The following is a 25,465-nucleotide window of genomic DNA, read 5'->3' as shown; positions in this document are numbered from 1 at the left end:
CTCGTCTGCAACGCTGCCGATTGGCGAAACCATGGATAACGGCGTCTTTCTCCCCGTCACTATACGGGGAGAAATGCCCGGCAGGGCAATGAGGGGCGGCGAGGCGCCCGCCAATGGAAACTCGAGAACGCATCACATCTCCCTCAATCCACGAAAATCAGCGCCGGCGTCTCCAGCAGCGCCTTGATCCGCTGGATGAACACCGCCGCGTCCCAGCCATCGATGACGCGGTGGTCGAAGCTCGACGACAGGTTCATCATCTTGCGCGGGATGAACTGGGTGCCGTCCCAAACCGGCCGCACCATCATCCTGTTGACGCCGATGATCGCCACTTCGGGGTGGTTGATCACAGGCGTCGTCGCCACGCCACCCATGGCGCCGAGCGAGGTGATGGTGATGGTCGAGCCGGACAGCTCGTCCCGTGTCGCCGTGCCTGACTTCGCGGCCTCGGCCAGCCTGGCCACCTCGGTGGCACAGTCCCAGACGTCGCGCGCCTCGGCATGCTTGACGACAGGCACCACCAGGCCCGACGGTGTCTGCGCGGCAATGCCGATATGGATGCCGCCATGCTGGTGGATGATACCAGCCTCGTCGTCGAACAGGGAATTGAGCTGGGGCTGGTCCGCGATCGCCTTGACCATCGCCCGCATCAGGAACGGCAGCAAGGTCAGCTTCGGCCTCTCCGCGCCGCCCTTGGCAACACGCTTTTCCTTGTTGAGCGCGGCGCGCAATTCCTCGAGCGCCGTGACGTCGATCTCCTCGACATAGGTGATGTGCGGGATGCGCGACTTCGACAGCGTCATCTTCTCGGCGATCTTGCGCCGCAGGCCGACCAATTTGATGTCCTCGACGGTGTCGTCGCGGGCGAGGCCCGGCCCCCTGGCCGCTTGCGGCCCGCGCGCCAGGAACGCCTCCAGGTCCTCGTGGCCGATGCGGCCGACCGGACCGGTCCCCGCCACCTGCCTGAGATCGATGCCCGCCTCTTTCGCCCGCAAGCGGACAGCGGGGGAGGCCAACGGCTTTTCGCCTTCCGGACGCGGCGCGCCCGAAGCCGAGGAGCGCGTCACGGTTTTCGGCGCCGACGACGACGATGCGGGTTTCGCCGGTGTCTCGGCGGGTTTTGCCGGCTTGGGCGGCGAAGCGGCTTCGGGCTTCGGGCTCGGCAGCCTGACGGGCGGCTCGGCCCCGGTCGCCGGTTCAGCCTCCTTGCCGGGTTTCACATTGCCCTCGCCCGCCACTTTCAGCCGCACGATCGGTGAACCGATCGCCACCGTGTCGCCGATCTCGGCGCCCAGCCACAGGATTTCGCCATCGACGGGCGACGGGATTTCGACCGTCGCCTTGTCGGTCATCACGGCGGCGAGCACCGTGTCCTCGCGCACGATGTCGCCGATCTTGACATGCCATTCGACGAGCTCGGCCTCGGCGACACCCTCGCCGACATCGGGCAGCTTGATGATGTGTTCGCCCATCTCAGGCCTCCCCCACTCTAGGCTTCCAATGTTTCAAGCAAGGCGCGGCCGACACGGGCGGGACCGGGAAAATACTCCCACTCCTGCGCATGCGGATAGGGCGTGTCCCAGCCGGCGACGCGGGCGACCGGCGCCTCCAGGTGATAGAAGCAGTTTTCCTGCACCAGCGCCGACAGCTCGGCGCCGAAGCCCGAGGTCAGCGTCGCCTCATGCACGACGACGCAGCGCCCGGTCTTCTTCACCGAGGCCACGATCGTGTCGAGGTCGAGCGGCAGCAGGGTTCTCAGATCGATGATCTCGGCGTCGATTCCGGTCTCCTCGGCGGCCGCTTGGGCGACATAGACCATGGTGCCGTAGGCCAGCACCGTGACCGCCGCGCCCGCCCTGCGGATGGCGGCCTTGCCAAGCGGTACGGTGTAGTGGCCGTCGGCGACCTCGCCGAGCTCGTGCTTCGACCATGGCGTCACCGGCCGGTCGTGATGGCCGTCGAACGGGCCGTTGTAGAGCCGCTTCGGCTCGAGGAAGATCACCGGATCGGGGTCCTCGATCGCCGCGATCAAAAGCCCCTTGGCATCATGCGGGTTGGATGGAACCACCGTCTTCAGGCCCGACACATGGGTGAACAAGGCTTCCGGGCTCTGGCTGTGCGTCTGGCCGCCGAAAATGCCGCCGCCGGTCGGCATGCGGACAACGATCGGGCAGGTAAAATCGCCATTCGAGCGGTAGCGCAGCCTTGCGGCTTCCTGCGTCAGCTGGTCGTAGGCCGGATACATGTAGTCGGCAAACTGAATTTCCACGCAGGGCTTCAAACCATAGGCGGCCATGCCGATGGCCGAGCCGACAATGCCGGATTCGTTGATCGGCGCGTCGAAGCAGCGGCTCTTGCCATATTTGGCCTGCAGCCCGTGCGTGACGCGAAAAACGCCGCCGAAGAAGCCGACGTCCTCGCCGAACACGACGACCTTGTCGTCGCGCTCCATCGACACGTCCATGGCGTCGCGGATGGCCTCGATCATGGTCCGTCTTGGCATGGCTCAGACTCCCGCCTGCTGGCGCTGGCGCCTGAGATGCGGCGGCATCTCGGCAAACACACCCTCGAACATCTCGCGTGTCGACGGCTTGCCGCCGGCATGCAGCGTGCCGTGGCTTTCCGCTTCCTTCTGCGCCGCGATCACCGTGTCGAGGATTTCGGCCTCGGCCTGCGCATGCCGTTCGTCCGACCAGACACCGAGCTTGATGAGATGGTTCTTCAGCCGCACGACCGGGTCACCCAGCGGCCAGGCGTCGGACTCGGTCTTCGGCCGGTAGGCGGAGGGATCGTCCGAGCTCGAATGAGCGCCGGCGCGGTAGGTGACATATTCGACCAGCGTCGGCCCGAGATTCTCCCGCGCCCTTGTCGCCGCCCATTTTGCCACCGCGTGCACGGCCAGATAGTCATTGCCGTCTACGCGCAGCGACGGGATGCCGAAGCCGAGCCCCCGGGCCGCGAATGTGCCCGAGCCGCCGCGCGCGATGCCCTGAAAAGTCGAGATTGCCCACTGGTTGTTGACGACATTGAGCACCACAGGCGCCTTGTAGGTGGAGGCGAACACCAGCGCCGAATGGAAATCGGATTCCGCCGTCGAGCCGTCGCCGATCCAGGCCGCGGCGATCCTGGAATCGTTGGAGATCGCCGACGCCATCGCCCAGCCGACCGCCTGGATATACTGCGTGGCCAGATTGCCCGAGATCGAGAAGAAGCCGTGCTCCTTCGACGAATACATGATCGGCAGCTGACGGCCCTTCAGCGGATCGGCCTCGTTGGAATAGATTTGGTTCATCATCGTGACCATCGGATAGCCGTCGGCGATCAGCAGGCCGGCCTGGCGATAGGTCGGGAAATTCATGTCGCCGGGCGCGAGCGCCTTGCGGAAGGCGCAGCTCACCGCTTCCTCGCCGAGATGCTGCATGTAGAAGGAGGTCTTGCCCTGGCGCTGCGCCATCTGCATGCGCGCATCGAAGGTGCGCAGCGTCATCATGTTGCGCAGGCCTTCCAGCAATTCCTCGCTGGAAAGCAGCCCGGCCCACGGCCCGACGGCCTCGCCATTGCGGTTCAGCACCCGGATGATCGAAAAGGCCATGTCGCGGATGGTGCGCGGATCGACGTCGATGTCGGGGCGTGGCACGGAGCCGGCCTCGGCGATGGTCACATTGGAGAAATCAGGCGTCCCGCCCGGCCGCACTTCCGGCTCCGGAACGTGAAACCGCAACATCCCAGCATCGGCCATGACCTCAAGTCCTCCAATGTTGCCTGGCAGGGATATTTGCATATCCGCGCCGCCAGTGCGAATGCGTCAGGGTGTCGGTTCCGGCCGCGCCGGCCGATCCGGCCTCCCCCACTCAAGATGAAGATATGTCCGCGAAATTTCTTGTCGATGTTGGGCGGCCGCACGCAATTTGGCGCATGGTTGTGCCGTGTTTGTCGCCAGATAAGGTGATTGGCTGGCAAGACTTGGTTCCACGCCTCCTTTTGTGCCTCCGCAGGCAGGGGAAATTGGGGGTTCGCCAACCTTGGCGCCCTTCCTCTCCCCCGTCGATCGGGGGAGAGGTGGCGAGCGCAGCTCGACGGAGTGGGGGTCGACCTGGCTCGGGCGTTATCTCGAGCCGGGACGACGCCTCGCCCTGATTGAGGCGCTGTGATGAGTGCCAGTGCCTGCGGATTTGAGGACCGGCTTCCCCCACTCCGTCCCGGCTTCGCCGGGCCACCTCTCCCCCCTCCGGAGGGAGAGGAATGGGCCAAGGTTGGCGATCCGAGCTGGAAGCCGTTCACTCCATCCCAGCATCATGCTAACCACCCTCCATGGCACAGAAGAAAGCTTTCGAGGTCGACGGTTGGCTGGCGCGGCCTGATCCGCGCATCTCGATCGTCCTGCTTTATGGCCCCGATCGCGGCCTTGTCTCCGAGCGGGCGAAGGCCTTTGCCGGAAAGACCGGCCTGCCGCTCGACGACCCGTTCTCGGTGGTCAGGCTCGAGGGTTCGGAGGTCGATCGCGACGAGGGCCGCCTGCTCGACGAGGCCCGCACCGTGCCGATGTTTTCCGACCGGCGGCTGCTCTGGGTGCGCAATGCCAGCGGCCAGAAAGCACTGGCCGACGACGTCAAGGCACTGACGGCGGAGCCGGTGCGCGACGCCATCATTCTCATTGAGGCCGGCGATCTGAAGAAAGGCGTCGGGCTGCGCGCCGTGGTCGAGGGCGCGGACAATGCCATGGCGCTGCCTTGCTACGCCGATGAGGCCCGTGACATCGATACCGTCATCGACGACGAACTGCGCAAGGCCGGCATGGCGATGACGCTGGAGGCGCGGCAGGCGCTGCGCCGCAATCTCGGTGGCGACCGGCTGGCCTCGCGCGGCGAGATCGAAAAACTCGTCCTCTACGCCCACGGCCAGAAGGAGATCGGGCTGGAAGAGGTGAGAGCCATGTCCGGCGACGTGTCCGGCGCCTCTTACGACGACGCAGTCGACGCACTGCTCGAAGGCAAGGTCGGCGACTTCGACACCGCCTTCACGCGCCACTGCCAGGGCGGCGGGCAGCCGTTCCAGGTGCTGTCCTCGGCGATGCGGCAACTGCAGCAGATCCAGGTCATGCGCGGCCAGATGGAGACCGGCGGCCGCAACGCCGCTTCCGTCGTTGCCGCCGCGCGGCCGCCGGTCTTTTTCTCCAGGCGCAAGCTGGTGGAGAAGACCCTCGACCGCTGGAACAGCGAAGCGCTCGGCCGCGCGCTGACCCGGTTGCATCAGGCCGTGCTGCAGACGCGGCGACGCCCGGATCTGTCCGTCGCGCTGGCACGGCAGGCGCTGCTCGGCATCGCGGTTGAAAGCGCGAGGCTGGGACAGCGGTAGAGAAATTGGCCGCCGGCGTCGCAAAAAGGCGCCGGCGTCGCACACCCAGCCTCTTCTCCCCGTCTCTATACGGGGAGAAGGTCCCGGCAGGGGGATGAGGGGCGGCGCCGACCGCCGGGAGTAACGCTGTACCGCATAATTTGCCGGCTAAACGTTAATCCTGCTTCAGCCGCCTGCACAGCTCGTCCAGCTGTTCCAGGCTTCGATAGGCGACCCGCAGCACCCCGCCCTTGCCCTTGTGGTCGACGGTCACGATCATGCCGGTCGTGTCGGTGAGCAGCTTTTCCAGCGCCAGCGTGTCGGCGTCTTTTTCGGCGGCAGGCGCGGCTGGTTTGGTGCCGTTGGAACTGGCGCCGGCCGGCATCTGCGCCAGCGCTTCGGCCTGGCGCACCGAAAGCCCCTCCTCGACGATGCGCTTGGCGAGGCCGGCCGGATCCTCCGCCGTCACCAGCGTGCGGGCGTGGCCCGCCGACAGCGCGCCATCGACCAGCATGTCGCGGATCACGTCGGGAAGCTTCAACAATCTCAACGTGTTGGCGACATGGCTGCGGCTCTTGCCTATGACCTGGCCGAGATCGGCCTGGGTGTAGCCATGGTCGTCGATGAGCTGCTGGTAACCCTGCGCTTCTTCGACCGGATTGAGGTCGGCGCGCTGTACGTTCTCGATGATCGCCAGTTCCAGCGCGGTGCGGTCGTTGACGTCGCGGATGATGACCGGGATCTCGGTCAGGCCGGCGCGCTGCGCCGCCCGCCAGCGCCTCTCGCCGGCAATGATCTCGTAGCGGCCGGCCTGCGTCGGCGAAGGCCGCGCCACCACCGGCTGCACCACGCCGTGTTCGCGGATCGACTGGGCAAGGTCGGTCAGTTCGGCATCGCCGAAATGCCGGCGCGGATTTTTCGGATTGGCGCTGATGAACTCGATCGGCACCTTGCCGTCGGCGCTCATGCCGGGCTTTTCCGGGGCCGCCGGGCGATCGATCTCGCCGATCAGTGCTGCCAGTCCGCGACCCAGTCTTTTCCTCGATAGATCTTCGCTCATCTTTATTCCACGTCTATTTCGGCTCGTTTCGGTATCGAATCGGCTGTTAAATGTGCATCGGTTCTAATCAAGCGGCGCGCAATTTGCGCTCGCGGCGGATCACTTCGGAGGCCAATTGCAGATAGGCCTGGCTGCCCGAGCATTTCAGGTCATAGAGAATTGCCGGCTTGCCATAGGACGGGGCTTCGGACACCCGCACATTGCGCGGAATGATCGTCTCGTAGACCTTGTCGCCCATATGCTCGCGCACATCCTGCACCACCTGATTGGCCAGATTGTTGCGGCCGTCATACATGGTCAGCACGATGCCCTGGATGGTGAGGTCCGGATTGATCGAGCGACGCACCTGCTCGACCGTCTCGAGCAGCTGGCTGAGACCCTCCAGCGCGAAGAACTCGCATTGCAGCGGCACGAGAACGGAATCGGCCGCCGCCATTGAATTCAAAGTCAAAAGATTGAGCGAGGGCGGGCAGTCGATCAGCACATAGCCGAAGGGCGCCCCGCGCTCGGTCGCGGCACGCAGCGCGTTGCGCAGCTTGAGCACCCGGTCGGGTGCCGAGGCGATCTCCATCTCGATGCCGAGCAGGTCCAGCGTCGAAGGAACGATGGAGAGGCCGGGCACCGCGGTCGGAATGGCGGCGGCTTCCAGATCCAGTTCGCCCGTCAGCACATCGTAGGACGAAACCGTCCGGTCCTTGCGGTCGATGCCGAGGCCGGTGCTGGCATTGCCCTGCGGGTCGAGGTCGACGATCAGCACTTTCTCGCCGATTGCCGCCAGCGCGGTGGCCAAATTGATGGCGGTGGTGGTCTTGCCGACGCCGCCCTTCTGGTTGGCTACGGTGATGATTCGAGGGCCGTTCTTCATCATGGGTCTATGCCAGAAATTCATCTTGGGTCGCCGAACACTCAGACCGGTCTCGGTTCAGACAGGTCGCACATTGGACAATTCGAGGATGACGCCGCTGGCGTCGGTCACGCTTGGATGTTCTACCAGATCGAAGGTCCACCGGTTAACGCTTTCTTGCACTTCGGCGCGATAATCCCGGCCTTTGTGGAACAGCGCCCGCGCGCCCGAGGCCAGCCATGGGGCCGACAGGTCCAGCAGCACCGAAAGCGGTGCCAGCGCCCGTGCGGTGACGATTTCCGGCTTCGAAACAAGCACATGGCTGTCCTCGATGCGGCGCGCCACGACCCGCGCCGGCAGACCGAACTGCCCGACGACCGTCTGCAAAAACGACGCTTTCTTGCGGTTGCTTTCGACCAGATCGATGCTGGCGCCCGGGCGGTCGCCGAGCAGAAAGGCCATGACAAGCCCGGGAAATCCGCCACCAGAACCGATGTCGACCCAATGCATGGCATCGGGCTCTATCCCAGCAAGTTGCGCGCTGTCCAGGATGTGGCGCTGCCAGACATCGCCCGAGGTCGACTGCGCCACGAGATTGATGCTGCGGTTCCATTTCTGGAACATCGCTTCGAACGCCACCAGGCGATCGAATGTTTCACGTGAAACGGGGCCGGCGGCCTCCTGCAGGCGCTCGCGAGAGAAGGAACTCACGCCACATCCCTCTGCTCGGCTTTCCGCACCGATTCCCAATGGCGGACATGCGCGACGATGATCGCCAACGCCGCCGGCGTCATGCCTTCCATGCGCTGCGCCTCCGCGATGGAGCGCGGCCGCCGCGCCTGCATCTTCTGCTTCAGCTCATTGGACAGGCCGGGCACGCCGGCAAAATCTACGGTGTCCGGAATCAGCCGGCTCTCTTCACGCCGGATCTGCGCGACATCGGTGCTCTGGCGATCCAGATAAACCGAATATTTCGCTTCCGTTTCGAGCCGCTCCGCGGTCCTGGCATCGACGTCGTGAAATTTCGGTTCAACCCCAGCCAGCCAAGCCACATCGACACCGGGATAGGCCAGCAGTTCAAAGCCGGACCGGCGCACGCCGTCGCGATTGATCTCCAAACCGTGCCGTGCCGCCTCGTTCGGCGTCATGGTCAACGAAAGCGCCATCTCGCGCGCTTCATTCAGCCGCTGCATGACATCGCCATAACGCTGCATCCGCTCCGGCGAGGCGATCCCCAGCGTCTGCGCCAGCGGCGTCAGCCGCTCATCGGCATTGTCGGCGCGCAGCGAGAGCCGGAACTCGGCCCGCGAGGTGAACATCCGATAGGGTTCGCTGATGCCGCGACTGGTCAGATCGTCGACCATCACGCCGATATAGGCCTGGGTGCGGCTGAGCACGACCGGTGCGCCGCCCGCCGCCCGCCGCGCCGCATTGAGGCCGGCGAGCAGGCCCTGCCCTGCGGCCTCTTCATAGCCGGTCGTGCCGTTGATCTGCCCGGCCAGAAAAAGCCCAGCAACGCGCCTGGTCTCAAGTGAGGGATGCAGTTCGCGCGGATCGACATGATCATATTCGATGGCATAGCCAGGCTGCAGCATGACCGCATGCTCCAAACCGGGAATAGTCTTCAATATCTCCAGCTGAACGTCCTCGGGCAGCGAGGTCGAAATGCCGTTGGGATAGACGGTATGGTCGTCGAGCCCCTCCGGCTCGAGGAAGATCTGGTGGCCGTCCCGGTCGCCGAACTTGACAATCTTGTCCTCGATCGACGGACAATAACGCGGCCCAACTCCTTCGATCGAGCCGGAATACATGGCCGAGCGGCCAAGATTGGCGCGGATCAGCTCATGCGTGGCTGTGGTCGTGCGGGTGATACCGCAATCGATCTGCGGCGTCACGATGCGGTCGGTCATCAGCGAGAACGGTACGGGATTCTCGTCCGCCGCCTGGCTTTCCAGCGACGCCCAATCGATGGTTCGTCCGTCCAGTCGCGGCGGCGTGCCGGTCTTGAGCCGCCCGAGCTTGAAGCCGGCGCGGTCCATCGTTGCCGACAGTCCCATGCTGGCCTTCTCGTTCATGCGGCCCGCGACGATCTTCTTTTCACCAATGTGAATGAGCCCGCGCAGGAAAGTTCCCGTCGTCAGCACCACGGCGCCGCAGGCAAGCCGGCGGCCGTCAGCCAGGAGAACCGCGGCGATCTTTCCATCGGAGATCTCAAAATCGAGAACTTCGCCCTCGACGATCTCAAGACCGTTCTGCTGCCGAATCGCTTCCTGCATGGCAAGGCGATAGAGTTTTCTGTCGGCCTGCGTCCGCGGGCCGCGCACCGCCGGACCCTTGCGGCGGTTGAGCAGGCGGAACTGAATGCCGGCTGCGTCCGCCACACGGCCCATCAGCCCGTCCATGGCGTCGATCTCGCGCACCAGGTGCCCCTTGCCGAGCCCGCCGATGGCAGGGTTGCACGACATCACGCCGATCGTGTCGAAACGCAGCGTCACCAGCGCGGTGCTCGCGCCGGCGCGCGCGGCGGCGCTGGCCGCTTCGCAACCCGCATGGCCGCCGCCCACCACAACCACATCATAATGATCGGTCATTCCATATAGGTCCCGGACTCGAAGAAGATGAGCGACACATGTCCCCGCGAGGCGGGACTGTCAAGAAAACTTCCGCGCAGGCGTTTCACGTGAAACAGCAAAACCCCGCTCCCAGCGGCGTTTCAGGTGAATTACCGTTTGATTGCTTCACGTGAGTCAGCACGAGCTTCGGCAGCCATCGTGTTTCACGTGAGTCATTTTCCAATGCAGAACTGGGAGAAGATCACGTCGAGCAAGTCTTCGACGTCCACCGCACCCACTATCCGTCCCAGGCGATCCGCTGCCAGGCGCAGCTCTTCGGCGCGCAATTCCTGGGGCATGCGTTCATCGGCGGCGCGGTGCAGATGCCGGTTGGCCGCGTCGAGCAACTCGACGTGGCGTAGCCGTGATGGCAGCACATCGCCGCTATCGCCGGCCGCCTCGGCAGCGCGGCGACCGATCTCCGCCAGCAATCCATCCACACCCGTCCCGTCGATCACCGATATACCAAACTCGTAGCGCCCGGCTGCATCCTGGGTCGCTCTCTTATCGAGCAGGTCGAGCTTGGTGCCGACGCGCAATGCCGGCGTCGACATCGGTAGCGGACCGGCGTCCTTGGGGTCCGCGGCGTCCTCGAGCAGCAGCAGCAGATCGGCGCGATCCGCCTTGGCTCTTGCCTTCTCGATGCCGATCGCCTCGATTTTGCCAGGCGCTTCCCGCAACCCGGCCGTGTCGGTCAGTCGGACACGCAAGCCCCGGAGATCCAGCACCACCTCCAGCAAATCTCGGGTGGTGCCGGGTTCATCCGTTACAATAGCGGCATCGCGCCGCGCCAAGGCATTGAACAGGCTGGACTTGCCGGCATTGGGCGCGCCGAGAATGACGACTTCGAAGCCATCGCGGATGATCTCGGCGGCATGGAAACCGGCGATGTGGCGGTCGATCTCCGATATCATCGACCTCACGTCGGACCAAACCGTATCCGAAACGGAACCCGGTACATCGTCTTCATCGGCGAAGTCGATCTCGGCCTCGATCATGGCCCGCGCATGGATCAGGCGCCGACGCCAGCCGAGGTAGAGCGCGCTCTGCGCGCCCCCGGCGTTCTGGATGGCAAAACGCCGCTGCGCCTCGGTTTCAGCATTGACGAGGTCGGCCAGCGCCTCCGTCTCGACCAGATCGACCTTGCCGTTGAAGAAGGCGCGGCGCGTGAATTCTCCGGGCTCGGCATGCCTGACGCCGTCGAAATCAGCGATCGTTTCCAGCATCCTGGCCACCACGGCGCGCCCGCCATGAACATGGAACTCGGCGACATCCTCGCCGGTGAAGCTCGCCGGACCGGGAAAGAACAGAACCAAGCCGTTATCGAGCACGCTTCCATCCGGAGCCCTGAATCTGCGCAGAACCGCACCCCGCGCCTTAACCATGCCTCCGGCGATCGTTTCGATTACGAATCGAGTCTGCGGGCCGGATATGCGCAGCACCGCGACTCCGGCCGGAAGCCGGCCGCTCGACAGCGCCACGATCGAATCGCCTGAAATCATTTGCCCGCTCTACCGAACCGCCCTAGCTTTCGCTTCATCACCGCCCCGGATTGCTCCTGAAAGTTGGCCATTGTGACATTGCCCGCGCAAAACCTGCTTGCCGACGAGGCCAGCCCCTATCTGCAGCAGCACAGCGGCAACCCCGTGCATTGGCGGGGATGGTCACCGGCATCGCTGGAAGAGGCAAAGGCGCTGGACAGGCCTATCCTGCTCTCCGTCGGATACGCCGCCTGCCACTGGTGCCATGTCATGGCCCATGAAAGCTTCGAGAATGACGACGTCGCCGCCGTCATGAACCGTCTGTTCGTCAATATCAAGGTGGACCGCGAGGAGCGACCCGACATTGACCAGATCTATATGGCGGCCCTGTCCTCGATGGGCGAGCAAGGCGGCTGGCCGCTGACCATGTTCCTGACCCCCGACGGCAAGCCGTTCTGGGGCGGCACCTATTTCCCGCGCGAGCCGCGCTATGGCCGTCCGGGGTTCATCCAGGTGATGGAAGCGGTCGACAAGGCATGGCGCGAGAAACGGGCAAGCCTGCACCAGAGCGCCGACGGCCTGACTTCGCATGTCGAGGCGCGGCTCTCGGCCACGCATTCCAAGGCACTTCTCGATCGCGATACGCTGTCCGACCTTGCCGGCCGCGTCAGTGGCATGATCGACCGCGACCGCGGCGGGCTCGCCGGCGCGCCGAAATTCCCGAACGCGCCGTTCATGCAGACGCTGTGGTTGTCCTGGCTGCGCGACGGCAATGCCGCGCATCGCGACGACGTCCTCGTCAGCCTCGAACATATGCTGAGCGGCGGCATCTACGATCACATCGGCGGCGGGCTCAGCCGCTACTCGACGGACGCCGAATGGCTGGTGCCCCATTTCGAGAAGATGCTCTACGACAATGCGCAGCTCATCCGCTTCTGCAACTGGGCCCTCGCGGCGACCGGCAATGATTTGTTCCGGGTCCGAATCGAGGACACGGTCGACTGGCTGCTGCGCGAAATGCGTGTCGAAGGCGGCGCCTTCGCCGCCAGCCTCGATGCCGATAGCGATGGCGAGGAAGGCCTGTTCTACACCTGGAGCAGGGGGGAGATCGAATCTGTTCTTGGAGACGATTCAACCTTGTTTTTCAACTACTTCACCCTTTCCAGCCCGCCCGGATGGGAAGGCAAGCCGGTGCTCCATCAGACCCTCTCCCAGCAGGCGTCTGGTGTTGCCGACCGGGAGCGGCTTGTCCCGCTCAAGACAAGGCTTCTCACTGTCCGGGAACAGCGCGTCAGGCCGGGCCTGGACGCAAAGACCCTTACCGACTGGAACGGCCTGATGATCGCCGCCCTCGCCGAGGCGGGTCGTTCGCTGGCGCGACCGGATTGGATCGAGGCCGCGGCCAAGGCCTTTGCCGATATCGGCAAAGCCGGCCGCGACGGTCGCTTGCCGCATTCCATGCTTGGTGTCCGGAAACTGTTTCCCGCACTGTCGAGCGACTATGCCGCCATGACCAACGCGGCGATCTCGCTGTTCGAGGCCACTGAGGACTGGAGCTATGTCGAGCAGGCCAGCCAGTTCCTTGAACAGCTCGACCATTGGCACGCCGACGCGGAAGGCACGGGTTACTATCTTACCGCCTCGGACAGCACCGACGTGCCGATCCGCATCCGGGGCGATGTCGACGAGGCCATCCCCTCGGCCACCAGCCAGATCATCGAGGCGCAGGTCCGGCTGGCTTCTATTACCGGCAACCTCGACTTGCAGGAGAAGGCGTGGAAAACGGCCGAGCATGCCGCCGGCCGAGCGGCGCACCAGGCCTATGGCCAGGCGGGTATCGTCAATGCCTGCGCGCTTGCCCTCGAGCCGCTGAAACTGGTCATCGTGGACGGGCTGGAGGATCCGAAGCTCATTCCGGTGGCGAATCGAAACCCGGATCCGCGTCGCGTCGATATCGTCGTGCCAATCGGTACGACGGCGAATCGACCCTTGCTCCCCGGCGGAATCCTGCCTCCGACCAACCGGCGCGGCGCCTGGTTGTGCACCGGCCAGGTCTGCCTGCCGGTGGTTACGGATGCTGACGAATTGGAAGGATTGTTGCGGCGAAAGTGATTCGTCATCCTCGGGCTTGATCCGAGGATGACGAAGATAAGGCTCTGCCGCGCCGCGATTACGTGTTCATCGAATCGAAGAAATCGCCGTTGGTCTTGGTCTGCTTCAGCTTGTCGATCAGGAACTCGATCGCGTCGGTGGTTCCCATCGGCGCCAGGATGCGGCGCAGCACGAAGATCTTCTGCAGGTCCTGGCGCGACACCAGCAGGTCTTCCTTGCGGGTGCCGGATTTGAGGATGTCGATGGCCGGATAGATGCGCTTGTCCGCCACCTTGCGGTCGAGCTGGATTTCGCAGTTGCCGGTGCCCTTGAACTCTTCGAAGATGACTTCGTCCATGCGGCTGCCGGTGTCGATCAGCGCGGTGGCGATGATGGTGAGCGAGCCGCCTTCCTCGATGTTGCGCGCGGCGCCGAAGAAACGCTTCGGGCGCTGCAGCGCATTGGCGTCGACACCACCGGTCAGCACCTTGCCGGAGGACGGCACGACGGTGTTGTAGGCGCGGCCCAGGCGAGTGATCGAATCCAGAAGGATCACCACATCGCGGCCGTGCTCGACCAGCCGCTTGGCCTTCTCGATGACCATTTCGGCGACCTGGACGTGGCGCACCGCCGGCTCGTCGAAGGTCGAGGAGATGACTTCGCCTTTGACCGAACGCTGCATATCGGTGACTTCCTCGGGCCGCTCGTCGATCAGCAGCACGATCAGGTAGCATTCCGGATGATTGGCGGTGATCGAGTGCGCGATGTTCTGCAACAGCACCGTCTTGCCGGTGCGCGGCTGTGCGTTGATCAGCGCGCGCTGGCCCTTGCCGATCGGCGCCACCAGGTCGATGACGCGAGGCGAGATGTCCTTGCCGGGCGGATTGTCGACCTCCATCTTCAGCCGCGAGGTCGGGTAGAGCGGCGTCAGATTGTCGAAGTGGATCTTGTGGCGGATCTTTTCGGGATCATCGAAATTGATCGTGTTGACCTTGAGCAGCGCGAAATAGCGCTCGCCCTCCTTCGGGCTGCGGATAGGCCCTTCGACCGTATCGCCGGTCTTCAGCGAAAAGCGCCGGATCTGCGACGGCGAGATGTAGATGTCGTCGGGACCTGGCAGATAGTTGGCATTGGCGGAGCGCAGGAAGCCAAAACCGTCCTGCAGCACCTCGACCACGCCGTCACCGATGATCTCGATGTCCTGGGCGGCGAGCTTCTTCAGGATCGCGAACATCAGTTCCTGCTTGCGCATGACGCTGGCGTTCTCGACCTCGAGCGATTCGGCATAAGCGATCAGCTCTGGCGGCTTCTTGTTCTTGAACTCGGTGAGTTTCATTTCTTGCATTAGACGGACTCTGGGTAGGCTTTGGGGGAAAGATCGGCGGGATGCGACAAATGCCGGGCGCGGCCGAAAGCAATGACGGGCGGCGCATGACGGGAAGGAAGACCCGTCTTGTATCGTCGGTCGGCTGAAAGAGCAAGCCGCCTTTTGAGCGGGTCCGATGAAGCCTCAGAAGGGCTTCACGACGACCAGGATCACGATTGCGATCATCAGCAATGTGGGGATCTCATTGACGATCCGCCAGTGCCTTGCCGGTTTTTCGTTGCGGTCCTCGGCGAATTTGCGCACCGCGCCGGCCAGATAGCCGTGAATACCCGACAAAATCAGCACCAGGCCGATCTTGGCATGCAGCCAGCCGCCCTGGAACGCAAAGATCTTCCAGGCCAGCCACAGCCCGAACACCCAGGTGAGGATCATCGCCGGATTGATGATGCCGCGCAGCAGGCGCCGCTCCATCACCTTGAAAGTCTCCGACTGCACGGAGCCCTTCTGCGCATCGACGTGATAGACGAACAGCCGCGGCAGATAAAGCATCCCAGCCATCCAGGAGATGACGGCGAGGATATGGATCGCCTTTGCCCAGGGGTAGAAGCTTTCCGGCGCGAAGAAAAACAAAAGCGCGGTGAGAACGATCAGGACAGCGATGCCAACGACCATGCGCTTCATCGCCTGGCCGGTGCTGTTGGTGTTATCTCTGTCAGCCATCAGCGTGCGGCGCTCCGAACCTGTTTCACCATCGCCTCGACATGCGCCACCGGCGTCTCCGGCGTGATGCCGTGGCCGAGATTGAAGATCAGCGGCCCGTTCCCCAGCACCTGGAGGATCGCCTCGACGCCATCGGCCAACGCTTGCCCGCCGGCGACCAGTCGCAAGGGATCGAGATTGCCCTGGACGGCGCCTTGCCGCTGCAACGCCTTCGCGGCCTCCAGCGGCACCGTCCAGTCGATTCCCAGCCCTGTCACGCCGGTCTTCTCGCGGTAGCTCTGGTAGCGGGCGCCGGCGCCCTTGGGAAAACCGATGATCGGCACGCCGGGATGAACCGCCCGAACCTGCCTGACGATCTCGGCCACCGGCTCGACGCAGAAGCGTTCGAACGAGGCATCGTCGAGCACCCCCGACCATGAATCGAAAATCTGCACGACATCCGCACCGGCCTCGATCTGCTGGATCAGATAGGACGCCGAATGGTCGGCGAGCACTTTCAGCAGCTGCCGAAACGCCGCCGGCTCGCGGTAGGCGAACAGCCTCGCCGGCGCCTGGTCCGGGGTGCCGTGGCCGGCGATCATATAGGTCGCCACCGTCCACGGCGCGCCGCAAAAGCCGATCAGCGTCGTCTCGTCGGGCAATTTCGCCCGCAGCCGGCGAAGCGTCTCGTAGACCGGTTCGAGATTCACGTGAAACACATCGCTTCCCAGCGCCGGAATCTCGGCCGCCGAAATCGGCGTCAGGAGCGGCCCACGCCCTTCCTCGAAGCGCACGTCGCGGCCAAGCGCATGGGGAACGACAAGGATGTCCGAAAACACGATCGAAGCGTCGAAGCCAAAGCGCTCGATCGGCTGCAGCGTCACTTCCACGGCAAGCTCGGGATCGTAGCAGAGATCAAGGAACGAGCCGGCCCGTCTTCGCGTCTCACGGTATTCCGGCAGATAGCGCCCGGCCTGTCGCATCATCCAGAGCGGAGGAGGAAACACCGCCTCGCCTTTCAGCACATCCAGCATGATCCGTCTTGCAGGCATCGAGCGCTCGCCTCTCCCGGCTTCCTCTTAATCAAATATCTTATTTTAAAAGAGTCTTCTGATTCTAAGAGTCTGTTGGTTGTGGTGGTTGTCACCTGTCCCGCTTTGGCCGCCAAAACGCCAGCAAGCATATTGTCGCGCACTACCGATCGCGGCTGGCAGGGTTCTGGGGACAATCAGGAATCCGCCACTGGAGTCAATGCGCTAGGTCTGATGCCCTGGAGACCTGCCCTGTGGACGAGCAAAAGGCAAAATGCTTCGTCCACGGACTTGTCCCCAGCCGCCAGGAGAAGCTGACAGCGCATCGAATTGTGGACAAACCGGCATCTGATACAGTCGCCTTCGGCCGGCCCGTCGGCCCGTCCGATCTTATCCACATCCGCCCACAGCCCCAGGTGATCCCTGTGAACAAACCCCAGAGCTTCTTTCACCTGCATCTGATTTCCGATGCCACGGGCGAAACCCTGCTCGCCGCCGGCCGCGCGGCTTCAGCGCAATACAAGGATGCACGCGCCATTGAGCACATCTACCCGCTCATCCGCACCGAAAAGCAGATAGCCAAGGTCTTCGAGGACATAGAGGAGGAGCCGGGCATCATCCTCTACACGGTGGTCGACCAGAAGCTGGCACGCGGCATCGACGAACGCTGCGCGGCCATGGGCCTGCCCTGCGTGTCCGTGCTGGAGCCGGTGCTGACGGTCTTCCAGTCCTATCTCGGGACGCCGGCCGGCCGCCGCGTCGGCGCCCAGCATGTTCTCGATGCCGAATATTTCCGGCGCATCGACGCGCTCAATTTCACCATGGACCATGATGACGGCCAGCTGCCGGCAAACATGGATGACGCCGATGTCGTGCTGATCGGCATATCGCGCACCTCGAAGACGCCGACCAGCATCTATCTCGCCAACCGCGGCATCAAGACCGCCAACATCCCGATCGTGCTCGGCGTGCCGGTGCCAGAAAGCCTGGTCAACGCCAGGGCGCCGCTGGTCGTCGGGCTGATCGCCACCGCCGAGCGCATCTCGCATGTGCGCCAGAACCGCATCCTCGGCAATTCGAGCACCTATGTGCCGACCGAGTATGTCGACCGCGCCGCCATCAACGAGGAACTCGCCTACGCCCGCCAGATCTGCACCCGCCACGGCTGGCCGATGATCGACGTCAGCCGCCGCTCGATCGAGGAAACGGCGGCGGCCATCGTTGCCCTGCGGGGGAAGACGCGATAGATCAGCCAAGAGGTTTTCCGAGGCTTGCCGCGGAAGGTTAGCGCCGCCCCTCACCTGCCTGCCGGCATCCTCTCCCCGTATAGAGACGGGGAGAGGGGGCCTGTCATCGATGGCTTCGCCAATCACCAGCGTGGCCGAAAAGAGGGCCCGCGTTGAAGCTGCCCTTTCTCCCCGTCTCTATACGGGGAGAAATGTCCGGCAGGACAATGAGGGGCGGCGCTAACTTTACAAAGTAAAACAGCTCACACTCCAACCGCGCCTGTGTCTGCGCCCGAGTGCAAAATGACAGAAAAAATCATCCTCGCTTCAGGCAGTCCGTTCCGCAAGGCGATGCTGGTCGATGCCGGCGTCGACATCGAGGCGGTTCCCGCGACGCTGGACGAGCGGACGCTGGAGGCGCCGTTGCAGGACAGCGGCGCCTCGCCCGAGGACGTCGCCCTGGTGCTCGCCGAAGCAAAGGCCACCGAAGTCAGCGAGCGCCGGCCCGGGGCGCTGGTGCTTGGCTGCGACCAGACGCTGTCCTTGGGTGACGAGGTGTTCCACAAGCCGGCGGAGATGGAGGGCGCGCGCCGCCATCTCCTGGCGTTGTCGGGCAAGACCCATCAGCTCAACAGCGCCGCCGTTCTGGTGCGCGACGGCAAGGTGCTGTGGCGCCATGTCGGCATCGCCTCGATGACCATGCGCAAGCTCGACCCCGCCTTCATCGGCCGGCATCTGGCCCGGGTCGGCGTCAAGGCATTGTCGAGTGTCGGCGCCTACCAGGTCGAGGGCGAAGGCATCCAGCTGTTCGAAAAAATTGAAGGCGACCATTTTACCATTGTCGGCCTGCCGCTGCTGCCGTTGCTGGCGGAACTGCGCGCACTGGGAGCCATCGATGGCTGAAACCTCGAAAAAGGCCTTCGTCACCGGCCACCCCATAAAACATTCGCGCTCGCCGATGATCCACGGCCACTGGCTGGCCGAGCATGGCATTGATGGCAGTTATCAGGCGATCGATGTGGCGCCCGAAAACTTCGCCGAATTCCTGGCGGCGCTGCAGGCGAACGGTTATCGCGGCGGCAACGTCACCATCCCGCACAAGGAGGCGGCTTTTGCCGGGGTCGCGCGCCGCGACCATGCGGCCGACGAGATCGGCGCCGTCAACACGCTCTGGTTCGAGGACGGCACTTTGTGGGGCGGCAACACCGACGGCCACGGCTTTGCCGCCAATCTCGACGACCACGCTCCGGGCTGGGCGGCCAATGGCCCTGCCGTGGTGCTGGGTGCCGGGGGCGCCGCCCGTGCCGTCATCCATGCGCTGAAGGCGCGCGGCCTCGGTGATATCCGCATCGTCAATCGCACGCTCGCCCGGGCAATCGAATTGCGCGACCGCTTTGGCGCCGGGGTGTCCGCGCATCCGTTGGCGGCGACCGGCGAATTGCTGCGCGACGCCGGCCTGCTGGTTAACACCACGGCGCTGGGCATGCAGGGCAACGGGGATCTGGCCGCCGACCCCAGGGGTCTGCCCGCCCACGCCGTGGTCAACGACATCGTCTATGTGCCGCTCGAGACCCCACTGCTCGCCGCCGCGCGGGCACGGGGGCTGAAGACGGTCGACGGGCTCGGCATGCTGCTCAACCAGGCGGTGCCCGGCTTCGAACGCTGGTTCGGCGTCAGGCCGAAGGTGACGGCTGAACTGCGCGCACTCATCGTTGCCGATCTGGTACCCAAATCCCGGGTGCCGAAATCATGATCGTGCTCGGCCTCACCGGCTCGATCGGCATGGGCAAGTCGACCACGGCCAGGATGTTCGCCGAGGCAGGGGTGCCGGTGCATGATTCCGACGAGACGGTGCACCGCCTCTATGCCGGCAAGGCGGCCCCGCTGGTCGAGGCCGCCTTTCCCGGCACCACGGTTGGCGGAAGCGTCGACCGCGCAAAACTCGGCGCTCGCGTGCTCGGCGATGCCGCGGCGCTGAAAAAACTCGAAGCCATCATCCACCCGCTGGTCCGTGCCGATGCCGATGCCTTCCTGGCCAGGCACCGTGAAGCGGGCGAATCGCTCGTGGTCCTCGACATCCCGCTGCTATTCGAAACCGGCGGCCGTGGCCGCGTCGACAAGGTCGTCGTGGTGACGGCGCCGGCCGAAGTCCAGCGCCAGCGCGTGCTGGCGCGGCTCGGCATGAGCGAGGAAAAACTGGCGTCGATTCTGGCCAGGCAGGTGCCGGATGCCGAAAAGCGCCGGCTGGCCGATTTCGTCATCGACACCGGCGAGGGGCTGGCCGCCGCGCGTGCGGCGGTTGCTTCGATCATCGCCGAAATCAAGGGATAAGTCGGGCTGCTGACGGCAGGCCGTCAGCATTGCCCATTGCCATTTTGTTCCGGTCTGGCGATTCTGCTCCCAGGAGCGACCTGATTCGATGCGTGAGATCATTTTCGATACGGAAACCACCGGCCTCGATTCGCGTGACGACCGCGTCATCGAGCTTGGCGGCGTCGAGCTGGTCAATCGCTTTCCGACCGGCAGGACCTTCCATCATTATATCAACCCGCAAGGCCGCGCGATCCATGCCGAGGCGCAGTCCGTGCACGGTATCAGCGCGGCCGATCTCGCGGGCAAGCCGAGCTTCGCCGAAATTGCCGAGGAATGGCTGAAATTCACGGAAGGCGCCAAGCTGGTCGCCCACAACGCCACCTTCGATATCGGCTTCCTCAATGTCGAATTCGGGCGGCTCGGCCACCCGCCTGTCGATAACGGGCTTGTCGTCGACACGCTGGCACTGGCGCGCCGCAAGCACCCGATGGGACCCAATTCGCTCGACGCGCTTTGCCGGCGCTACGGCATCGACAATACCAAGCGCACCAAGCACGGCGCCCTGCTCGATTCCGAATTGCTGGCGGAAGTCTATATCGAGCTGATCGGCGGCAAACAGGCAGCACTGATCCTCGACAGTGCCACCGCGCCGGCCCAGGGCGGCAACAATGTCAGGCATATCGAGATCATCGTTGCCGAGCGTCCGGCGCCGCTGCTGCCCCGCCTGACCGAAACGGAGCGCGCCGCGCACGCCGCCATGGTCGCGACGCTCGGCGAAAAGGCGCTGTGGCTGAAAGCCTCCCCCCAGGAAGCAGCCCAGGCGCTGTCGTCATGAAGCCATCCGAGAAGCGGCCTCAGTAGGGCCATTCCCCCCGGCCCAGCGCGGCAACGGCCGCAATGATGCGCGCAAAAGCCTCCGCCGCGGCCGGCACGGTCGTGCGGGCGCGCAGGAAACTGTGCACGAGGCGGGGCTCCTCATGCCACCAGGCCTTGCCGCCGGCCTCCAGGATATGGTCGCGATAGACTTCGCCGTCCGACGACAGCGGATCGCATTCGGCCGTGATGATCACCGTTGGCGGCAGGTCGGAAAAGTCGCGGTCGCGCAGCGGCGCGAAGGTCGGATCGCCGGGCGATTGCTTCCGGGCTGAGCGGACGTCGCGGTAGAAGGCGGCGTCGCTTGTCGACAGCAGCGGCGCATCGGCGTGTTCCACGTAGGAGCCGATCGCCTCGTCGCCGCCGAGATCGGGATAGATCAGCACCTGGCCGATCGCGGCGCGCGGATGGTGACGCGTGGCCTGTGCCACCGCCGCCGCCAGATTGCCGCCCGCACTTTCACCGCAGAGCACGAGCGGCGGCTCGCTGGTCGCCGCCGCCCATTCGAAAGCCACCAGCGCATCGTCGAAGGCGGCGGGGTGGAGATGCTCGGGCGCCAGCCGGTAATCGACCGACACAACGTCGAAGCCGGTGCCGGCACAGATTTCGGCGCAGATGTCGTCATGGCTTTCGAGCCCGCCGAGGATGAAACCGCCGCCGTGGAAATAGAGCACTGTCGCACGCGGTGTGGAGCCGGCGAGCCGGTAACGGCGAACCGGGACATCATGGTTCGAAGCGCCGACCAGGCTGTCGGTGGCCTTGACCCCGGGCGGTCGGCCCTGGTGGAAGGCCCGGCACATCCTGGCATAGACCGCGCGCTGCTTGTCGATCGGCAGGCCGGCAATCTCCGGCGGGTACCAGGCGTTGACGCTGTCGATATAGGCCCAGAGCGCCGGGTCGAGCCATGGTCCGTATTTGCCGCGGCTGGTCATTTCAATCCGAGGGGTACGTCAAAGCTCGGCATAGAGACGGGCGGCGTTTTCAAAAGTGAAGCGCAGGGGTACCGAGCCTTCGACCTGCCAGACGGTGACCGGCTCGCCGGCCAGCAGCCGGCAGGCGCCGTCGGTGTCGGTAACCGCGCCGCCATAGAGCCGGTTGGCAAGGTTGAGGATGCCGGTCTGGTGCATGGCCGCGCTGCCGCTGCCGCAGGCATCCTTGACCAAAAGCACGCGAAAGCCCCTTGCCACGGCATCCCTGACCGACGCGTCGATGCAGGCCTCGGTCCACACGCCAGCCATGACGAGCCATTCGATGCCGGAAGCCTTGAGCCGATCGCCGGCCGGACCGGAGCGGAAGGCGCTGGCCTCGGCCTTGATTAGCAGCGCCTCGCCATTCGCCGGCGCCACTTCGTGGCAGATCTCGGTCAGCGGGTCGCTCTTGTCGGAAAAGGCCGACTTGCCGTCTTCGCCGACCGGATGGAAGGGCCGGTCCTGGCTGTCGAGATCGACGATATAGGCCCAGTGATAAAGCGGCACATGGTTTTGACGCGCCGCCGCCTGCAGGCGCTGGACGTTGGCGAGGATCTTTTCATAGCCCTCGACGAGGTAGCGCTTGTCCCGCCGGTGCTCTTCCTGCAGGTCGATGAACACAGCGGCCACCGTGCCGCGCCTGATGGAAATGGGGGCTTTCATGCGGAGGGTTTTCCGGCTGACGCTGTTTCTCTCGGCCTTTTGGCGCAGGCTTGGACGATTGTCCGAAAAGGCCCCGCGACTTCGTCATTCCAGGGCGCAGCAGCCGCGAAGCGGCGTCGCGAAGACCCTGGAATCCATGCCGTGATGTTTGTCGAAGGATGCAGCGGAGCGGAATTCTGCTCCGTGGTGACACGTTGGGGTCGCGGCATGGATCCCTTGGGCTGCGGAGCAGCTCCAGGGGTCTGCGCCGCGTCGCTTCGCTCCTTGCTCCGCCCTAGGATGACGAAGCGAGAGGCGTGGCGGCTAATCTCTAAGGCTGGCAGTACCGCGTGTAGGCCAGCGGCGGAGACCACCATCAAACCTCTTTCTCCAAAAACTCATCCTCATACGGAAAGCGCGACAGAAGCTCGGTGCCGGTCTCGGTGATCAGGATTTCGTCCTCCAGCTTGACGCCCTCGCGGCCGCCCTTCTCGCCAATATAGCTTTCCACGCTCACCACCATGCCTGGCACGATATGGCCGTCGCGGCCATAGGTCTCGTAATCCATGGCATGCGCGATAAATGGTGTCTCGCCATGCATGCCGACGCCATGCATGACCGAGGTGTAGCGCTGGTCGACGAAGCGGTCCGGAATTTTCCACGCCTTCTCGGCGATCTCGCGGAACGCCATGCCGGGCTTCACGATCGAAATATTGTGCTGAACCTGATCATGCGCCATGCGGTAGAGCGATTTCTGATAAGGCGTCGGTCTGCCCGGCCCGCAGCGGAATGTGCGGGAAAAATCCGAATAATAACCGTAACAGCCGATCGTGTCGGTATCGAGCGCCAGCAATTCGCCGGGCCTGATCTTGCGGCCGCTGGCTTCATTGAACCACGGATTGGTGCGCTGGCCCGAGGTCAGCAGCCGCGTTTCGATGAACTCGCCGCCCTGGCGTATGACCTCGCCATACATGATGGCGAACAGCTCGTTCTCGGAAACGCCGGGCTTGATCGCTTCGCGCACCGCATAGACGGCGGCTTCGGCGCCGGCCATCGAGGCCAGCAGGCATTTGACCTCCTCCGGCGTCTTGACCGCGCGCACGGCGAGGATCTCGCCCTGGCAGTCCCGGACCTCGCAGCCGCGCTTCTCCAGGGCGAGTGCCTGCAGATGACTGCAGCGGTCGAGCCCGAGCTTCATCGAGCCGCCGCCGTGCTTTCTCAAGAGTTCGGCGATCTCGTCGGCGAAGGGGCCGGCGGTTTCGTCGTCGCGGCCCGACACGGAAGACCAGACGAGCTTCGAAGGACGCGCCTCGTCGATCGTGTCGAGCACCATCGAGACATGGTAGCTCTGCGGATATTCGAACAGCACGATCGGCCCGTCGGCCGGAATGAAGAAATAGCGGGTCGAGTTGCGCAGGAAATAGCCGAACATGTTGCGCGAACCGGTGGCGTAGCGCTGGTTGTAGGGGTCGAACAAAACGACGCCGCCATAGCCGGCCTCGCGCATCCAGCCGCGCAGTTTGTTGAGCCGGCCTTTGCGCAGGGCGTCGGCATCGATGAAGGACGGCTCGGTGTCGGACAGCCACATGCCGCCGGCCGGATCGGCCGCCGCCGGGTGGCGCATGCGATCCTTGAAGTCGACGTCCTCGGTGCTGTCGGGGTCGAATACGACGATGCTCATGGGGTCTGGCCTTGGGTGGGTTGCTGATTCGACCATGGCGCAGGAGGAGCGGGTTGATTGTGCGGAAAACCGCGTGGGTTGTGCGGGATGCCGCTCTGGAATGCGTGGCGCTGCCCCTCACCCAGCCTCCGCTTCACTCGGCTGACCTCTCCCCGAGGGGGAGAGGAGACTACCGGCGCCGGCGCCAACCTCTTCTCCCCACCGGGGAGAAGGTGGCCGCGGAGCGGCCGGATGAGGGGGCCCTCGCAGAACGCGGCCCCTAATGCCTTCTCGCCAGCTTCGGCGCATGGCCATGCTCCTCGCGAAAAGCGCGGGCAAAGCTCGACATCGAGGCAAAGCCGCAGGCCAGCGCCACGTCGCGCACGGCAAGCGTCGAATGCGCCAGCAGGTCGGCGGCGCGTTTCAGCCTGAGCCGTCGATAATAGCCGTTGGGCGAGATGGCGAGTTCGGAGCGGAACGAGCGCTCGAGCTTGTCGGAGGAAACGCCGAGCTTCGCCGTCAGCTCGGCCATGCCGAGCCGCTCCTCCACCGCGTCTTCCATGATGGCGATGGCCGACAGCACCAGTTCGTTCTGGACCCCGGTGCGCAGGCGCAGCGGCATCAGCTTGCGGTCGACGCTCGAGCGCAATTGGCTGTGCACGAACCACTCGGCGACGCCCGCGGCAAGCTCGGCGCCGTAGTCGCGGGTGATGATCTCCAGCATCATGTCGAGGCTGCCGACGCCGCCGGCCGAGGTAAAACGCTTGCGGTCGATGACGTAGAGATCGCGGCGCAGCTCGATGTTGGGGAACGCCTCGGTGAAGGCGGCCTGGCTGGTCCAGTGCAAGGTGCAGGCATGGCCGTCGAGCAGGCCCGCGCGTGCCAGGAAGAACGCCGCATCCGCCACGGCCCCGATATGGGCGCCATTGCGCAGGCTGCGGCGGATCCAGCTCGCGGCGTCCTCGGCGACGAGATGGTCGGCGTCGCCGCCCGAGCAGACCACGATGCGGTCGACCTTGGGCGCTGCCTCGGCGTAAAAGCCTGGCTGGATGACGACGCCGTTCGAGGCCTCGACCGTCCCTTCCGTCGCCCCGACGATGATCCAGCGGTAGCATTCCCGCTTCGCCAGTATGTTGGCGGCGCGCAGCGGCTCGATGACGGAACTGAACGCCATCATCGGAAAGCCGGGGAACACCAGCACCGCGAAGGTGAGCGGGGCGTCCGTGGGTTTGGGTGGTTCGCGCGTGGCCATGGCGTCCGGAGCCGGAAGGATCGGGGGCTACAATTCGGGCAGATGGGCTTCG

The 25,465-nt window shown here is 64.6% G+C and carries 22 protein-coding genes; 7 read left to right on the top strand and 15 right to left on the bottom strand.

What is annotated here, in order from left to right:
• Positions 1-143 precede the first annotated feature (143 nt).
• Genes LB555_RS09510 through LB555_RS09500 form a run of 3 tightly spaced genes read right to left on the bottom strand, consistent with a single transcriptional unit; the run spans position 144 to position 3,739 of the window.
• Positions 144-1,472 (bottom strand): dihydrolipoamide acetyltransferase family protein, encoded by a 1,329-nt coding sequence (locus LB555_RS09510; RefSeq protein WP_224682761.1) that lies wholly within the window; start codon positions 1,470-1,472, stop codon positions 144-146.
• Between the two features lie 17 nt (positions 1,473-1,489).
• Positions 1,490-2,503: an alpha-ketoacid dehydrogenase subunit beta gene (locus LB555_RS09505; protein ID WP_015314819.1), complete on the bottom strand. Its 1,014-nt coding sequence runs from the start codon at positions 2,501-2,503 to the stop codon at positions 1,490-1,492.
• A gap of 3 nt (positions 2,504-2,506) precedes the next feature.
• A complete protein-coding gene (locus LB555_RS09500) occupies positions 2,507-3,739 on the bottom strand; it encodes a 3-methyl-2-oxobutanoate dehydrogenase (2-methylpropanoyl-transferring) subunit alpha (RefSeq protein WP_224682760.1) in 1,233 nt (410 codons plus the stop codon).
• 572 nt (positions 3,740-4,311) lie between these two features.
• On the opposite strand from LB555_RS09500, the gene holA reads away from it, so the two are divergent.
• Positions 4,312-5,355 carry a DNA polymerase III subunit delta gene (gene holA, locus LB555_RS09495; RefSeq protein WP_140876124.1) on the top strand — a complete coding sequence of 348 codons (1,044 nt, stop codon included), beginning with the start codon at positions 4,312-4,314 and terminating at the stop codon, positions 5,353-5,355.
• Positions 5,356-5,509: 154 nt separating this feature from the next.
• Here holA and LB555_RS09490 read toward each other — a convergent pair whose 3' ends face one another.
• The 5 genes from LB555_RS09490 to mnmE form a co-directional block, all read right to left on the bottom strand.
• Positions 5,510-6,394 (bottom strand): ParB/RepB/Spo0J family partition protein, encoded by an 885-nt coding sequence (locus LB555_RS09490; RefSeq protein ID WP_140618171.1) that lies wholly within the window; start codon positions 6,392-6,394, stop codon positions 5,510-5,512.
• Between the two features lie 67 nt (positions 6,395-6,461).
• Positions 6,462-7,262 (bottom strand): ParA family protein, encoded by an 801-nt coding sequence (locus LB555_RS09485; protein ID WP_031251964.1) that lies wholly within the window; start codon positions 7,260-7,262, stop codon positions 6,462-6,464.
• 54 nt (positions 7,263-7,316) lie between these two features.
• Positions 7,317-7,949, bottom strand: coding sequence for a 16S rRNA (guanine(527)-N(7))-methyltransferase RsmG (rsmG, locus tag LB555_RS09480; RefSeq protein WP_140876120.1), 633 nt, complete (start codon positions 7,947-7,949; stop codon positions 7,317-7,319).
• Positions 7,946-9,829, bottom strand: coding sequence for a tRNA uridine-5-carboxymethylaminomethyl(34) synthesis enzyme MnmG (gene mnmG, locus LB555_RS09475; protein WP_224682759.1), 1,884 nt, complete (start codon positions 9,827-9,829; stop codon positions 7,946-7,948). The genes rsmG and mnmG overlap by 4 nt, the downstream gene beginning before the upstream one ends.
• A 194-nt stretch (positions 9,830-10,023) precedes the next feature.
• On the bottom strand, positions 10,024-11,352 hold the full coding sequence (mnmE, locus tag LB555_RS09470; protein ID WP_224682758.1) for a tRNA uridine-5-carboxymethylaminomethyl(34) synthesis GTPase MnmE: 1,329 nt from the start codon (positions 11,350-11,352) through the stop codon (positions 10,024-10,026).
• Between the two features lie 72 nt (positions 11,353-11,424).
• Between mnmE and LB555_RS09465 the strand changes: the two genes are divergently transcribed.
• Positions 11,425-13,443 carry a thioredoxin domain-containing protein gene (locus tag LB555_RS09465; RefSeq protein WP_224682909.1) on the top strand — a complete coding sequence of 673 codons (2,019 nt, stop codon included), beginning with the start codon at positions 11,425-11,427 and terminating at the stop codon, positions 13,441-13,443.
• Between the two features lie 58 nt (positions 13,444-13,501).
• On the opposite strand, the gene rho is transcribed toward LB555_RS09465, so the two are convergent.
• From rho to hemE, 3 genes are all read right to left on the bottom strand, one after another.
• Positions 13,502-14,767 carry a transcription termination factor Rho gene (gene rho / locus LB555_RS09460; protein ID WP_015314810.1) on the bottom strand — a complete coding sequence of 422 codons (1,266 nt, stop codon included), beginning with the start codon at positions 14,765-14,767 and terminating at the stop codon, positions 13,502-13,504.
• 165 nt (positions 14,768-14,932) lie between these two features.
• Positions 14,933-15,469 carry a protoporphyrinogen oxidase HemJ gene (hemJ, locus tag LB555_RS09455; RefSeq protein ID WP_140719578.1) on the bottom strand — a complete coding sequence of 179 codons (537 nt, stop codon included), beginning with the start codon at positions 15,467-15,469 and terminating at the stop codon, positions 14,933-14,935.
• Positions 15,469-16,500, bottom strand: a complete 1,032-nt coding sequence (hemE, locus tag LB555_RS09450; protein WP_224682757.1) for a uroporphyrinogen decarboxylase — start codon at positions 16,498-16,500, stop codon at positions 15,469-15,471. Before hemE ends, hemJ begins: the two co-directional genes overlap by 1 nt.
• 404 nt (positions 16,501-16,904) lie before the next feature.
• On the opposite strand from hemE, the gene LB555_RS09445 reads away from it, so the two are divergent.
• The 5 genes from LB555_RS09445 (at position 16,905) to dnaQ (ending at position 20,853) form a co-directional block, all read left to right on the top strand.
• Positions 16,905-17,726 (top strand): pyruvate, water dikinase regulatory protein, encoded by an 822-nt coding sequence (locus tag LB555_RS09445; RefSeq protein WP_224592152.1) that lies wholly within the window; start codon positions 16,905-16,907, stop codon positions 17,724-17,726.
• 282 nt (positions 17,727-18,008) lie between these two features.
• On the top strand, positions 18,009-18,608 hold the full coding sequence (locus tag LB555_RS09440; RefSeq protein WP_224682756.1) for a Maf-like protein: 600 nt from the start codon (positions 18,009-18,011) through the stop codon (positions 18,606-18,608).
• Positions 18,601-19,458, top strand: coding sequence for a shikimate dehydrogenase (locus LB555_RS09435; protein ID WP_224682755.1), 858 nt, complete (start codon positions 18,601-18,603; stop codon positions 19,456-19,458). The genes LB555_RS09440 and LB555_RS09435 overlap by 8 nt, the downstream gene beginning before the upstream one ends.
• Complete coding sequence (gene coaE, locus LB555_RS09430) at positions 19,455-20,036, top strand: dephospho-CoA kinase (protein WP_224682754.1); 582 nt, start codon at positions 19,455-19,457, stop codon at positions 20,034-20,036. Before LB555_RS09435 ends, coaE begins: the two co-directional genes overlap by 4 nt.
• Positions 20,037-20,124: 88 nt before the next feature.
• Entirely contained in the window at positions 20,125-20,853 is a 729-nt protein-coding gene (dnaQ, locus tag LB555_RS09425; RefSeq protein WP_224585035.1) for a DNA polymerase III subunit epsilon, read from the top strand.
• 19 nt (positions 20,854-20,872) lie between these two features.
• Here dnaQ and LB555_RS09420 read toward each other — a convergent pair whose 3' ends face one another.
• The 4 genes from LB555_RS09420 to LB555_RS09405 form a co-directional block, all read right to left on the bottom strand.
• Positions 20,873-21,823: an alpha/beta hydrolase gene (locus LB555_RS09420; protein WP_224682753.1), complete on the bottom strand. Its 951-nt coding sequence runs from the start codon at positions 21,821-21,823 to the stop codon at positions 20,873-20,875.
• An 18-nt stretch (positions 21,824-21,841) separates the two neighbouring features.
• Positions 21,842-22,522, bottom strand: coding sequence for an isochorismatase family protein (locus tag LB555_RS09415; protein ID WP_140660360.1), 681 nt, complete (start codon positions 22,520-22,522; stop codon positions 21,842-21,844).
• A 355-nt stretch (positions 22,523-22,877) separates the two neighbouring features.
• Positions 22,878-24,182, bottom strand: coding sequence for a M24 family metallopeptidase (locus LB555_RS09410; RefSeq protein ID WP_224682752.1), 1,305 nt, complete (start codon positions 24,180-24,182; stop codon positions 22,878-22,880).
• 259 nt (positions 24,183-24,441) lie between these two features.
• On the bottom strand, positions 24,442-25,413 hold the full coding sequence (locus LB555_RS09405) for a GlxA family transcriptional regulator (protein ID WP_224682750.1): 972 nt from the start codon (positions 25,411-25,413) through the stop codon (positions 24,442-24,444).
• Between the last annotated feature and the right edge of the window lie 52 nt (positions 25,414-25,465).

The sequence above is a fragment of the Mesorhizobium sp. BR-1-1-10 genome (genome assembly GCF_020165595.1).
Taxonomy (GTDB): Bacteria; Pseudomonadota; Alphaproteobacteria; order Rhizobiales; family Rhizobiaceae; genus Mesorhizobium; species Mesorhizobium australicum.
This window is presented reverse-complemented; position numbering and strand designations above follow the sequence as displayed.